The organism is Stenotrophomonas maltophilia complex sp. Om-AH-Sm3 (assembly GCF_059337855.1).
The window spans coordinates 72,368-85,391 of record NZ_JBYBLQ010000008.1 but is presented as its reverse complement, the minus strand read 5'-3'; the positions used below and the strand labels follow the sequence as shown (position 1 = coordinate 85,391).

At 68.4% G+C, this 13,024-nt stretch carries 12 protein-coding genes; 4 read left to right on the top strand and 8 right to left on the bottom strand.

Going from position 1 to position 13,024, the window contains the following annotated elements; all coding sequences use genetic code 11:
- Positions 1-34 precede the first annotated feature (34 nt).
- Positions 35-805: an RNA methyltransferase gene (locus tag AC10QF_RS11590; protein WP_111176253.1), complete on the bottom strand. Its 771-nt coding sequence runs from the start codon at positions 803-805 to the stop codon at positions 35-37.
- A 120-nt stretch (positions 806-925) separates the two neighbouring features.
- Here AC10QF_RS11590 and AC10QF_RS11585 point away from each other — a divergent pair, with 120 nt between their 5' ends.
- Positions 926-1,753, top strand: a complete 828-nt coding sequence (locus AC10QF_RS11585; RefSeq protein WP_005417749.1) for an inositol monophosphatase family protein — start codon at positions 926-928, stop codon at positions 1,751-1,753.
- A 263-nt stretch (positions 1,754-2,016) separates the two neighbouring features.
- Here AC10QF_RS11585 and htpX read toward each other — a convergent pair whose 3' ends face one another.
- Complete coding sequence (gene htpX / locus AC10QF_RS11580) at positions 2,017-2,883, bottom strand: protease HtpX (RefSeq protein WP_049415827.1); 867 nt, start codon at positions 2,881-2,883, stop codon at positions 2,017-2,019.
- Between the two features lie 93 nt (positions 2,884-2,976).
- Here htpX and gluQRS point away from each other — a divergent pair, with 93 nt between their 5' ends.
- From gluQRS to phaR, 3 genes are all read left to right on the top strand, one after another.
- Positions 2,977-3,897 (top strand): tRNA glutamyl-Q(34) synthetase GluQRS, encoded by a 921-nt coding sequence (gluQRS, locus tag AC10QF_RS11575; RefSeq protein ID WP_494542237.1) that lies wholly within the window; start codon positions 2,977-2,979, stop codon positions 3,895-3,897.
- A 17-nt stretch (positions 3,898-3,914) separates the two neighbouring features.
- On the top strand, positions 3,915-4,655 hold the full coding sequence (phbB, locus tag AC10QF_RS11570; protein WP_005417754.1) for an acetoacetyl-CoA reductase: 741 nt from the start codon (positions 3,915-3,917) through the stop codon (positions 4,653-4,655).
- A gap of 182 nt (positions 4,656-4,837) precedes the next feature.
- The gene (gene phaR / locus AC10QF_RS11565) at positions 4,838-5,371 is read left to right on the top strand and encodes a polyhydroxyalkanoate synthesis repressor PhaR (RefSeq protein WP_005417756.1); all 534 of its coding nucleotides are present in this window, start codon (positions 4,838-4,840) and stop codon (positions 5,369-5,371) included.
- Between the two features lie 74 nt (positions 5,372-5,445).
- On the opposite strand, the gene AC10QF_RS11560 is transcribed toward phaR, so the two are convergent.
- From AC10QF_RS11560 to AC10QF_RS11535, 6 genes are all read right to left on the bottom strand, one after another.
- The gene (locus tag AC10QF_RS11560; protein ID WP_005417757.1) at positions 5,446-6,408 is read right to left on the bottom strand and encodes a TraB/GumN family protein; all 963 of its coding nucleotides are present in this window, start codon (positions 6,406-6,408) and stop codon (positions 5,446-5,448) included.
- 2 nt (positions 6,409-6,410) lie between these two features.
- A complete protein-coding gene (locus tag AC10QF_RS11555; protein ID WP_053500615.1) occupies positions 6,411-7,340 on the bottom strand; it encodes a DUF1684 domain-containing protein in 930 nt (309 codons plus the stop codon).
- Between the two features lie 11 nt (positions 7,341-7,351).
- Positions 7,352-9,253, bottom strand: coding sequence for a DNA mismatch repair endonuclease MutL (gene mutL / locus AC10QF_RS11550; protein ID WP_032954348.1), 1,902 nt, complete (start codon positions 9,251-9,253; stop codon positions 7,352-7,354).
- 139 nt (positions 9,254-9,392) lie between these two features.
- Complete coding sequence (locus AC10QF_RS11545) at positions 9,393-10,955, bottom strand: N-acetylmuramoyl-L-alanine amidase (RefSeq protein ID WP_494542236.1); 1,563 nt, start codon at positions 10,953-10,955, stop codon at positions 9,393-9,395.
- Between the two features lie 82 nt (positions 10,956-11,037).
- A complete protein-coding gene (tsaE, locus tag AC10QF_RS11540) occupies positions 11,038-11,520 on the bottom strand; it encodes a tRNA (adenosine(37)-N6)-threonylcarbamoyltransferase complex ATPase subunit type 1 TsaE (RefSeq protein ID WP_053500618.1) in 483 nt (160 codons plus the stop codon).
- A complete protein-coding gene (locus AC10QF_RS11535) occupies positions 11,517-13,001 on the bottom strand; it encodes an NAD(P)H-hydrate dehydratase (protein WP_095378141.1) in 1,485 nt (494 codons plus the stop codon). The genes tsaE and AC10QF_RS11535 overlap by 4 nt, the downstream gene beginning before the upstream one ends.
- Positions 13,002-13,024: the final 23 nt, after the last annotated feature.

Sequence of the window (13,024 nt, the reverse complement as noted above, 5' to 3'; positions counted from 1 at the left end):
TCCGGACAGACTACCCGAAAAAATGAGAACGTCGTCAGCCGTCCTTGTTGCCCGCCTGTGCCAGCCGCGCCATCCGCTGGGTGTCGGCAAGGATGCCGCGCAACAGGCGCACTTCCTGCTCGCTCGGCTCGCTGCGCAGGAACAGCCGGCGCAGCTTGCGCATCGCCGATTCCGGCGCGCGGCCCTTGTGGAAATCGATCTCGTCCAGGGTGTCGCCAAGCTGGGCGAAGAAGCTCTCCATCTGCTCATGGCTTGCTGCCTGTTCGCGGAAACCGGGCTCGGCGTCCGCGGCCGGCTGCGCGCCCAGCAGCTGCATGCGTGTCTCATAGGCCAGCACCTGCACGGCGGCAGCCAGGTTGAGCGAGCTGAACGCCGGATCGGACGGGATGTGCACCGCCGCGTGGCAGAGCTGCAGTTCTTCGTTGGTCAGGCCAGTGCGCTCACGGCCGAACACCAGCGCCACCTCGGCGCCCTCGCCCGCCTTGGCCACCGCACGAGCGGCGGCATCGGCCGGCAGGTACTCCTCCAGCTGCACGCGGCGGGCACGCGCGGTGCAGCCCAGCACCAGGCGGCAATCGGCCACGGCCTCGGCCAGGGTGGCGACCACCGGGGCGTCCCCCAGCACATCTTCGGCACCGGCAGAGCGGCGGAAGGCCCCCTCGTCCAGCGGTTTCTCGGGGGCGACCAGCACCAGGCGGGCCAAGCCCATGGTCTTCAGGGCACGGGCGGCGGCGCCCATGTTGCCGGGGTGCTGGGTACCGACCAGGACGAATCGGAGGCGGGTGGCGGCGGGAAACTGGGACATGAACAGGGAAAAGGTCGAGCTGGACGATGACCAATGGTAAACTGTGCGGCCGGCCACTGCGCCGGACCCGCTCTTTTCCCCCGCCAGTCCATCTCTTCTGCCTTTCCGGGAGCCCACGCCATGCAGAAACCCGCCGTCACCGTCATGGTCAAGGCCGCCCGCCTCGCCGGCAACGTCCTGTTGCGCAACATCAACAAGCTCGAGGCACTGAACGTGGTGCAGAAGGGCCGGATGGACTACGCCAGCGAAGTGGATGCGGACGCGGAAAAGGTCATCGTCAAGGAACTCAAGCGCGCTTATCCGGACTACGGCATCTTCGGTGAAGAAGGTGGCGTGCAGGGCGAGCGCCGCCAGATGTGGGTCATCGACCCGCTGGACGGCACCAGCAACTACCTGCGTGGCGTGCCGCACTACTGCGTGTCGATCGCGCTGGTAGAGAACGGCGAGCCGACCGACGCGGTCATCTTCGACCCGCTGCGCAATGAACTGTTCACCGCCAGCCGGGGTGCCGGCGCCGTGCTGAACGACCGCCGCATCCGCGTGGCCGACCGCAAGGATCTGGAAGGCACGATGATCCACACCGGTTTCGCCCCGCGCGAGCGCAGCCGCGCCAGTGCCCAGCTGAAGGCGGTCGACGCCCTGCTGGTGCACGGCGAGGACATCCGCCGCACCGGTTCGGCGGCACTGGACCTGGCCTACGTGGCCTGCGGCCGTGCCGACGCCTACTTCGAAGCCGGCGTGAAGGCGTGGGACATCGCTGCCGGCCTGCTGCTGGTCCGCGAGGCGGGCGGCAAGGTCTGTGACTTCAAGGGCGCGACCCTGGGCCGCATGGACAACCGTGGCCCGGAGACCCACCAGATCGTGGCCGGCAACCTGAAGGTGGCCGAGTCGCTGCAGAAGGTACTGGTCAACACCGGTTACGCGGCGGAGTTCGACGCGAAGTTCTGAGATTCCGTGTAAAGCGGTTCATGGAGACGGCGCCTGCGAGGGTGCCGTTTTCGTTTGCGCGCCGATGCATTGGTGGCGCCGGGTACGACCTGGCGAGAGTCGTTTCGGCGACCGCGGAGGGGTGTCACTTTCTTTGCTCGTGCAAAGAAAGTAACACCCCTCCGCGGTCGCGGAAATGATCCCGGCACCACCAATGCGTGCGCGCACATACAAAAACGCCCGGCGCGGGGCCAGGCGTTCCTGCACTAACAAGGAGCAGAGAATTACGCCACCGTCGACGCCCGCAGCGCGGCGATGCGCTCTTCCAGCGGCGGGTGGCTCATGAACAGCTTCTTCGCCGTCGAACCGGAAATGCCGAAGGCGGCAATCTGGGTCGGCAACGTGCTCTGGCCGTGGTTGAGCTGCAGGCGCTCCAGCGCAGCGATCATCTTCTGGCGACCGGCCAGCGAGGCACCGCCGGCGTCGGCGCGGAACTCGCGGTGGCGTGAGAACCACATCGAGATCATCGTGGCGAACAGGCCGAACACCATCTCCAGCACGAACACGATGATGTAGTAAGCGAAGCCACGGCCGCCGCCTTCGCGGTTGCCCGACAGCGCGCTGTCGATGATGCCGCCGACCACGCGGGCCAGCACGATCACGAAGGTGTTCAGCACGCCCTGCAGCAGCGCCATGGTGATCATGTCACCATTGGCGACGTGGGCGATCTCGTGGCCCAGCACCGCTTCAGCCTCGTCCTCGCTCATGTTGTGCAGCAGGCCGGTGGACACCGCCACCAGCGCGTTGTTGCGGTTGGCGCCGGTGGCGAAGGCATTGATCTCCGGGCCGTCATAGACCGCCACTTCCGGCATGCCGATGCCGGCGGCCTTGGCCTGGCGCTCGACCGTGGCCAGCAGCCAGCGCTCGGTCTGGTTGCGCGGCTCAGTGATCACCACCGCACCGGTGGAGCGCTTGGCCATCCACTTGGACAGCAGCAGCGAGATGAAGGAGCCACCGAAACCGAAGATGCCGGCCATCACCAGCAGGCCGCTCATCGAACGCGCGTCCACGCCCAGGATCGACATGACGATGCCGGCCAGGATCAGGACCGCGAGGTTGGTCGCCAGGAACAGGGCAATACGGGTGAACATGGGAAAATCCGGCTCGGAAGGGGTTGATATCCGTCAATTTGCGGTGCGCTCAGCTTGAATTCAAGCGCCAACCTGACCGACGATTCAGCCTGCATGACCGCCATTGTTCCCTGCGGCCGCTTCGCGCCCTCGCCGACCGGCCTGCTCCACCCCGGATCCCTGCTTGCCGCCTTCGGCAGCTGGCTGCTGGCCCGCCACCACGGCGGCCTGTGGCGGCTGCGCATCGAAGACGTTGACCCGCCGCGTACCGTACCCGGCGCCGCGCAGTCACAGCTGCAGGCACTGGCTGCGTTCGGCCTGGTCCACGACGGCCCGGTCCTGTGGCAGAGCGCTCGAGGCGAGGCCTACCAGACCGCGCTGGACGTGTTGCTGGCCAGCGACCAGGCTTTCATCTGCCACTGCAGCCGCAGCGAACTGGCTGCCAGCGGCGGCATCCACCACCGCTGCGTTGCGCGGCAGCCGCGACCGGATCCTGCCGTCCGCTTCCGCGTACCGCCCGGCAACCTGGTCCGCTTCGACGATGGCCTGCGTGGCCCGCAGCAGCAGGACGTGCATGCCGAAGTCGGCGACTTCGTGCTGCGCCGTGCCGACGGCTGCTGGGCCTACCAGCTCGCGGTGGTGGTCGACGACGCCGCGCAGGGGGTGACCGAAGTGGTGCGCGGCGCCGATCTGCTCGATTCCACCGCGCGGCAGATCCTGCTGCAGCAGGCGCTGGGCCTGGCCGTGCCGCGCTACTGGCACCTGCCGCTGCTGCTAGACGCCCCCGGCCACAAACTGTCCAAGTCGCTGGCGTCGCTGCCGGTGGACAGTACACGGCCGGTGCCGGTACTGCGCGCACTCTGGCAGCTGCTGGGCCAGGCCCCTGCCGCACTGGACGGCGCCGATGACCGGGATGCGCTGCTGCACACTGCGCAACGGGCATTCGACCCGGCTCGACTGCCGCGGACCGACATCCTGTTGCCGGCCGGCGCACTTTCCGCGCCGATGTTGCAGAATCCCCCTTCCCCCACCTGATTCCCGGACAGCATTCCATGACATCTCGCGTCGCACTGGTCACCGGCGGAACCGGCGGCATCGGTACCGCCATCTGCCAACGCCTGGCCGACCAGGGCCACCGGGTCGCCACCAATTACCGCGACGAGGACAAGGCCCGCGCATGGCAGCAGGCGATGACCGAGCGCGGCTACAGCGTGTCGATCTTCCCGGGCGATGTCTCCGATCCAGGCAGCGCCGAGGCGCTGGTGCGTGCGGTCGAGGCCGAGCTGGGCCCGGTCGAGATCCTGGTCAACAATGCCGGCATCACCCGCGACACGACGTTCCACCGCATGCGCGCGGACCAGTGGCACGATGTGATCAACACCAACCTCAATTCGGTGTTCAACGTCACCCGTCCGGTCATCGAAGGCATGCGGCGCCGCGGCTGGGGCCGGGTCATCCAGATCAGCTCGATCAACGGCCTGAAGGGCCAGTACGGCCAGGCCAACTACGCCGCGGCCAAGGCCGGCATGCATGGCTTCACCATTTCGCTGGCCCGCGAGAACGCCGGCTTCGGCATCACCGTGAACACCATTTCGCCCGGCTACGTCGCCACTGACATGGTGATGGCGGTTCCGGAGGACGTGCGCGCCAAGATCATCGCCGACATCCCCACCGGGCGCCTCGGCAAGCCGGAGGAAATCGCCTATGGCGTGTCCTTCCTGGTGGCCGAGGAAGCCTCGTGGATCACCGGTAGCAACCTGGACATCAACGGCGGCCACCACATGGGCTGGTAAGCCGCGCAGGGGCCGCTGCGGCATGCGCTGACGGCCCCTGCCGATGGTCATGCTGCGCAGCACGCAAACCCTTGCTGCGCAACATGATCGCCCCTGAAAGCCAAGCCTGGCGGGGGCTGGGGCGGTTGCAACCGCTGCTGCACTGCGCCATGCTGCGCGTCTACTGTGACGAGTACCGCTTCATGGCTGCGACCCGCATCATCAAGAAGTATCCGAACCGCCGTCTCTACGACACCGAGATCTCCAGCTACATCACCATCGAGGACGTGCGCCAGCTGATCCTGGACGGCGAAGACTTCGAAGTCCGCGACGCCAAGAGCGGCGACGACCTCACCCGTTCGGTCCTGCTGCAGATCATCGCCGACCAGGAACAGGACGGCGAACCGATGCTGTCGACCCAGCTGCTGAGCCAGCTGATCCGCTTCTACGGCGATTCCCTGCAGGGCTTCATGGGCAACTACCTGGAGCGCAGCATGCAGGTCTTCCTCGACCAGCAGCAGCAGTTCCGCCAGCAGATGGGCAACCTGCTGGGCCAGACCCCGTGGGCGATGATGAACCAGCTGACCGAGCGCAACCTGGAGCTGTGGCAGGAATTCCAGCGCAGCATGGGCAGCGGCTTCGGTGGCCCGCGCCCGGGCGGCACCGGAACGGGAACCGGCAACAAGCCCGGCGAACCCGGCACCGGTACCGGCACCGGCGGCAAGACCCGCCGCTGAGCTGCAGCAACGGCTGATATGAAAACGGCGCGCCCCTGGCGCGCCGTCTTGTTTGGCATCGCTCCAGCGGTGCGTCAGCGCTTGGCCTTGCACCCCGTGCACACGCGCTCGACCTTGTAGCCCTTCGCCCTCAGCTTCTCGACCACGCCATCACTGCCCAGCAGGTGCAGCGTGCCGACCACCACCAGCGTACCGCCCTGCCCGGCCTGCAGGTACGGCTGCAGCTTCGGCACCCAGGCATCGTTGCGACCGGTGTTGATGCGCTGGTACAGCTGCGGATACTGCTGGCGCATCTCTGCCGCCATCTTGGTCCACAGCAGGCGCTCGTCGCCGCGACGCCATGCATCATGCAGCAGCCGCGCCTGCTCATCTGCCTTGCCGGCCTGGTCCAGTGCTTCGGCCAGCATCTGCCGCTGCTCCTGCACCGTCATCCCGTCCAGCATGCCGATCTGGGTATCGATATCTTCCAGTCCCGCGGTCTTCCGGCCGGTCTTCTGCGCGCGTTCCATGAAGTGGCGGTCCAGGCCCAGCGCCGGGTCCAGGCCCAGCTTCTGCATCTGCCCGATCGAAATGCTCAGGCCGACGAACCAGGGCTTCATGCCCTGCATCTGCGCCAGCGGCAACTGGTTCTGGGCAGCAAAAGCCTGCAGCTTCTGCCAGGTGGCCGCATCCAGATCACGCTTCAGCTCGCTGCCATCGGTGCGGGTCGCAGCCTGCACCATGCGGCTGGCCAACTGGGGCGATTGCATGTCTTCCGGCGACAGTTCGAACACCACCCGCTGCGAGGCTTCGAACGCCTGCTCGACATCGGGCGACAGCGGGTAGTCCTGTGGCTTCAGGAGATGGAACGATCCCAGCAGGTACACGCGTGCATCGCCCGGGCCGGTGACTTTCCACAACAGGGGTACCGGCGGCTTGGCCGCGGTTGCGGCCGCGGCCGCGGCAGGGCTGGCCTGGCCATCGCGGGCCGTGGCCAGTGGCGCCACTGCGCAGGCCGCCAGCAACAGCGCGGTACGGAACAGGTGTTTGATCGGCATGGTCAGCCTTCTCCTTCAGGCAGGTGGTAGGCCTTCTCGCCCGCTTCCACGCGCAGGTCCAACCGGTTTTCCGGCGGCGCCAGCGGGCAGGTCGCGTAGGCGGTGAACGCGCACGGTGGGTTGTAGGCATGGTTGAAATCGATGCGCACCGTGCCGTCTGCAGCGGGGGCATCGGTATCCAGATAGCGCCCGGCCGGATAGCTGCCGCGGCCGCTGGTGCGGTCGGCAAAGATCAGGAACAGTGGCTGCCCGGGCGCACCGATGGCCTCCAGGCGCCAGCTGCGGCCATCACGTTCGAACTCCACCGCACCGGCATTGGGCATCTCGGTGGTCAAGCCAGTGATGTCGACGATCGGCAAGGTCTTGCCCGGCGGATGCGCGATGAAGCGCGCCTGCACCTGCCAGTCCGCGCCGCCCGGCCAGTACTGCAGGCCGGCGAAATCACGCCGCGCAGGTGCCTCGGCATGCTTGACCCGCAGCGCGTCCCGTGGCCCCCGGCGGATGATGCTGAGCTGGCCCTTGCCGCCATCGAAGGCCAGCAGCGTCGGCTGCGCGTCCTTGTCGGTGTCGACGCGGATGCGGCCACGCACCGGCTGGCCGTCGTGGCTGACATCGACACCGGCTTCAGGCGTGAACCACCACTGCGTCCCTTCGCGACGCAGCAGGCCCAGCCTGTCCGGGCCAACCGTCAGGCGGATGCCGTTGGTGGCGCCGCTGCCAACGAAATGGGATTTGTTCTGCAGCCAGTGCAGGCCGACCAGGGCCGTCCAGCCATCGGGCCGGGTCAGGTCCTGGTAGCGCGCTACACGCCATTGCTGCTGCGCGGCCGCGTAGGCCGGATCTTCAGCGGCCGTCGGCGCCGGCGGTGTTGCCGGGCTGCAGGCGGCCAACACCACGGCGGCCAGCAGGCCCGCCATTCCCCGATAACGCATCGATGCTCCCCTCAACGTCCGCGCAGGAACCAGCGGTCGATCTCCGCCAGCGAAAAACGGGCCCAGGTCGGTCGGCCGTGGTTGCACTGGCCGGACCGTTCGGTGATTTCCATGTCGCGCAGCAGCGCGTTCATTTCCGGCACGGTCAGGCGCCGGTTGGCACGCACCGCGCCGTGGCAGGCCATGGTCGACAGCAGTTCGTCGCGTGCACTGGCCACGCGGCGGCTCTGGCCATGCTCGCGCAGGTCGGTCAGCACGTCGCGCAGCAGTCCTTCCGGTTCTGCATGCGCCAGCAGTGCCGGAATGCTGCGCACGTGCAGCGATCCGGGGCCGGCCCGGGTCACCTCGAAGCCGAGCGCCGCCAGTGTCTCGGCTTCGCTTTCGGCGGTGTCGGCCTCGCGCTCGCCCACCGCCAGCGTGATCGGCACCAGCAACGGCTGCGACTGCAGGCCGATGCCATCGTGCGCATTCTTCAGGCGCTCGTAGCCGATGCGTTCGTGGGCCGCATGCATGTCGACCACGATCAGGCCTTCAGCGTTCTCGGCCAGGATGTAGATGCCATGCAGCTGCGCGATCGCGTAGCCCAGTGGCGGTACACCCGCGTCGGCACTGGTCACCGGCAACCCGTTCTCGCTCGGCATCGGCGGCAACGCCGCTGCGCGTTCGACGCCGGCGGGCGCGGCGTACAGCGCGGCGTAGGCGGCCGGTGCATCGGCCACCTGCAGGCCCAGCGGCTGCTGCGGACGCCAGCCTGAAAACCCGCCACCACCACCTCCCGAGCCGGGCGCAGCCCCGCGCACCAGCCCGAACCCCGACGCGCCGGCGCTCGATGCCGTCGGGACGGCGGCGGCGTCCACCGGATGTGCGGGGCCGGCACCGATCTCCTGCGCCGACATGCCGGCACGGGTATCGGCCAGCGCATCCTTCAACGTGCGATAGACGAAATCGTGGACCAGCCGCGAATCGCGGAAGCGCACCTCGTGCTTGGCCGGATGCACGTTGACGTCGACGCGGGTCGGATCCAGTTCGAGGAACAGCACATAGGCCGGCTGGCGGCCGTGATACAGCACGTCGCCGTAGGCCATCTTAACTGCGTGGGCGACGCTGCGGTCACGCACTGAGCGACCGTTGACGTACAGGTACTGCTGGTCGGCGCTCGCGCGCGAATAATGCGGCTGCGCAATCCAGCCATGCAGGCGCAGGCCGGCGCCGCTGTGGTCCACGCGCACGGCCTGGTTGGCGAAATCCTCGCCCAGCGTTTCGGCAAGGCGCGCATCGGAATACAGATCGCCCGGCTTGTAGCGCCGCGAGGCCTTGCCGTTGTGCGACACGCGCAGCTCGACATCCGGCCGTGCCAGCGCCAGCGAACGCAGCCACTCTTCGATATGGCCCAGTTCGGTACGCTCGGCGCGCAGGAACTTGCGCCGCGCCGGCACGTTGTAGAACAACTCGCGCACTTCCACCGTGGTGCCCGGCGCATGCGCGCGCGGGGTCACCTCGCCGATCTTGCCGCCTTCGATCTGCAGTGCCGAACCGTGCTCGTCGTGCGCGCGCCGCGAGCACAGGGTGAAGCGGCTGACCGATGCGATCGACGGCAGCGCTTCCCCGCGAAAACCGAGCGTGGCCACCGATTCGAGATCGTCAAGATCGGCGATCTTGCTGGTGGCATGGCGCGACACCGCCAGGGGCAACTGCTCGGGCGCGATGCCACTGCCGTTGTCGCGGATGCGGATCAGGCGCACGCCGCCCTCTTCAAGATCGATATCAACGCGGCTGGCGCCGGCGTCGATCGCGTTCTCGACCAGCTCCTTGACCACCGACGCGGGTCGTTCGACCACTTCGCCCGCGGCAATCTGGTTGATCAGGATCTCCGGCAACGGCCGGATCGGGCGCGGATGGGTAGCAGACGTCATGCGGGGATGATAACGGAGGCTGCGCATGTAGAGTCGACTGTCAGTCGACTGCTCTTCGCCGGCCACCGAAACCCCCATACTGCGCGCGCAGTCGACTGACAGTCGACTCTACGGAAAGTAGTAATCCGCCTTCGGCGGCTTACTTGCTGCCGCCTGCCATGGTGGCTGCGGCGTCGATCTCGGCCTGCGCGCGGGCGGCATACAACGTGCCCGGCGGCGGTTGGCGGCTGAAGAAGGTGTGCACGCCATCCAGCACGGCGCCCGCCACCTTGCGCTGGTATGCCGGGTCCGTCAGGCGGCGCTCTTCATCCGGATTGGAAATGAATGCCGTTTCCACCAGCATCGCCGGCATGTCCGACGTGCGTAGCACCGCGAAGTTGGCGCGCTCGATGTTCGGCTTGTGGTTGTTGCCGATCCGCTTCAGACCGCCCAGCACGTGGCCGGCCGCATCTTCGGACGCCTTCATGTAGCCGCTCTGGGCCAGGTCCAGCAGCACGTTGGCCAGGGTGCCTTCGGTCTGCTGCAGGCGCACCCCACCGACCAGGTCGGCCGCGTTTTCCTTGTCCGCCAGCCAGCGGGCGCGCTGCGAAGAGGCACCCTTGGTCGACAGCACGTACACCGACGAACCCGTGGCCGAACGGTTTTCAGCCGCATCGGCGTGGATCGAGATGAAAATGTCCGCCTTGTTCGCACGCGCCTTCTGCGCGCGCATCGGCAGCGGAATGAACACGTCGCTGTCGCGCGTCAGGTAGGCCTTCAGGCCCGGCGTGGCATTGACCTGGCGGGCCAGCTCACGCGCCACCGCCAGGGTGACATCCTTCTCGCGCTTGCCGGTCGGGCCGATCGCGCCCGGGTCCTGGCCACCATGACCGGGATCGATCGCCACCACAAGGTGGCGCATGCCGGGCTGCATGCGGATGCGCGATGCATCGCTGGGCATGGCCGGACGCGGCGGCTCGGTCGGCGTCGGTGCCGGGGCCGTTGCCGGCGGCGTGGTCACCACCGCAGCAGTGCGCTGGCCGGCGAGGATTGCAGCCGGCGAGGATGAAGGCGTGCTGCTGGCCGCGACGCCTGCCGCAGCAACCTGGGCCGGCGCGCTGGTCGGTGCGGGGGTCGGCGTGGCGGGTGCGGCGGCGCTGGCGCTGGCCTGCTGCTGCACCTGTGCGGTCAGCAGGGCGGTGGCCCGCGCAGCATCGGTGCGTGACTGCGCGTTCTCGGCCGGCGTGGGCGCGACTGAGCCCCCCGCAGCGGGCGCCTGCGACTGCACCGCCGGTGGCGTCGCCGGGCGGCTGGTGGCCACGGCAGGGCCATCACCCGGCCATTCGATCACCAGCTTGGATTCATTGCCCTCGCGCTGCATCTGCGGACGGAACGGCGCCACCGATTCGGCAAGGTCGAAGACGACACGGAAGGTGCCCGGGACCGGCTGTCCGGTACGCACCGCCGTGACCACGCCCTGCGCGGCCGGCATCTTCAGGTTGCGTACGGCGCTGGAGTCGGGGAAATCGACCACCAGGCGGTTCGGGCCGGCCAGCGACAGGGTCTTGTAGCCGCCACTGCCGACCAGCGAGATCTCGGCACGGGTGCCGGTCGCGCCGGTGTTCAGCAGGACCTGGCGGACTTCACCCGCCCACGCACTGACGCTCGCCAGACCCAGTCCGACGGCGGCACAGATGGCGATGAGACGGTTCCCCGGGCGCATGGCTCAGGATTCAATCACCGCGCTGAACGGAATGCAACACCTTTTTCCTTAATAATCCGTAACCTGCCGGTGTTTGTTCTCGTCAGCCGACAGAAATGGCCTGCAAGTCGCCCCCTTGGGGCAGCCGTTTCAGCCATTCATGCCCAACGTCGCTGCTCGCGGTGAGACTGGCGCGTCGCCCCTGTCCTTCGATCTCCAGTGCTACCACCAGGTCGGTCGGCGGCAGCGCGCCGGCGCCCCGTTCCGGCCATTCGACCAGCCACAAGACCGCGCTGCCCTCGTCCAGGCCGAGGAAATCCAGCTCACCGGCCTGGCCGATGCGATACAGGTCCAGGTGCCACGCCTCACCGCCACTGGCCAGCGGATAGCGCTCGACCAGGGTGTAGGTGGGGCTGCGGATCGCGCCCTGCACGCCCAGCGCCCGCAGCAGCGCGCGGGCCGTGGTGGACTTGCCGGCGCCCAGGTCGCCGCGCAGTTCGATCAGCGCCTGCGGCGGCCGGGTGGTCGCCAGCCACTGCCCGAGCAGTTCGGTGGCGTCGCTGTCGGCAAGGAAGAAATCTGTCATGGGAAGCGTTCCGGGTTGGCCAGTCGCCGCAACGGCGCCAGCAGATCAGTAGGAAGCAGGCCGCGTGCGCCGTCAGCGGCAGCCGCGTCGCCGGCCAGCGCATGCAGCAACGCGCCCGCCGCGCCGGCATCGAAGGCGGCCAGGCCCTGCGCGCGCAGGCCGGCAATGATGCCGGTGAGCAGGTCGCCCATGCCCCCCACGGCCATGCCGGGATTGCCGGCGGCGATCAACCGGGGCGTTTGCCCGGGCGCCGCCACGATGCTGCCGGCGCCCTTCAACACCACCACCGCGTGGAAACGCTCGGCGAGCGTCTGCGCACAGGCGTAGCGATCGGCCTGGATGTCGCTGGTGCTGCAGCCGAGCAGGCGTGCGGCCTCGCCCGGGTGCGGTGTGAGGACGGCGCCAGGCAAGGCACGCGGATCCTGCGCCAGCAGGTTCAGCGCGTCAGCATCGACCACCAGTGGTTTGGCGCTGGCCAGCACCCGCGCAAACAGTGCGCGCGCCCATTCGTCCTGGCCCAGACCGGGCCCGATCGCCACCACCTTTGCCCTGTCAAGCAATGCCGGCAGCGCCTCGCCGTCTTCCAGCGCGTGGGTCATCGCCTCGGGCAGGCGAGCCAGCAGTGGAGCGACGTGGTCGCGGCGGGTACCCAGGCTCAACAGCCCCGCCCCTGCGCGCAAGGCGGCCTCGGCTGCCATGGCGATGGCACCGCCGCTGCCATGGTTGCCGCCGACGCACAGCACGTGGCCGGATTCACCCTTGTGGGTATTTGCGCGGCGCGGCGGCAACAGGGCCGGCAACCGTGCCTGCGCCCAGTACTCCACGGCAGGCGACACGCTTTGCCATGCGGCAGCGGGCAACTGCAGGGGTGCCAGGGCCTTGTGCCCGCAATGATCCAGCGCGTCGCCGGTGTACAGACCGCGATGGGCCACGATGAACTGCAGGGTCAGCGCCGCGCGCACTGCCGCGCCAGGTATCGCACCGCGGTCGGCATCGACGCCACTGGGCACATCCAGGGCCAGCACAGGTGCCGCCTGCGCATTGATCGCAACGATCAGCGCCTGCGCCGCACCCTCCGGCGCGCGATCGAAGCCCAGTCCGAACAGGGCATCGACCCAGAGGTCGGCCTCGGGCAGCGCGCCGTCGAACTCGGTGATGGCGCCGCCGTCGGACCTGAACTCCGATGTTGCACGCTGCGCCAGCGCGGTCGATGGCGCCCTGCCCGGCAGGGCGATCACCCTCACCTCGCGTCCGGCCTGCAACGCGTGGCGAGCCAGCACAAGGCCGTCGCCGCCATTGTTGCCCGCACCGACCACCACGCCGATGCGCTGAGCCTGCGGCCAATGCTGCAGCAGGCACTGCCAGGCGGCCTGGCCGGCCTGCGCCATCAGTCCCCAGCCAGCATCCCCCGCCAGGGTGGACGCCTGGGCATCAAGCGCACGCGCGGCAGCGGAATCGAACAGATCGGCGAGGTTGGCCATGCAGGGATTTTATACTGGTGCGC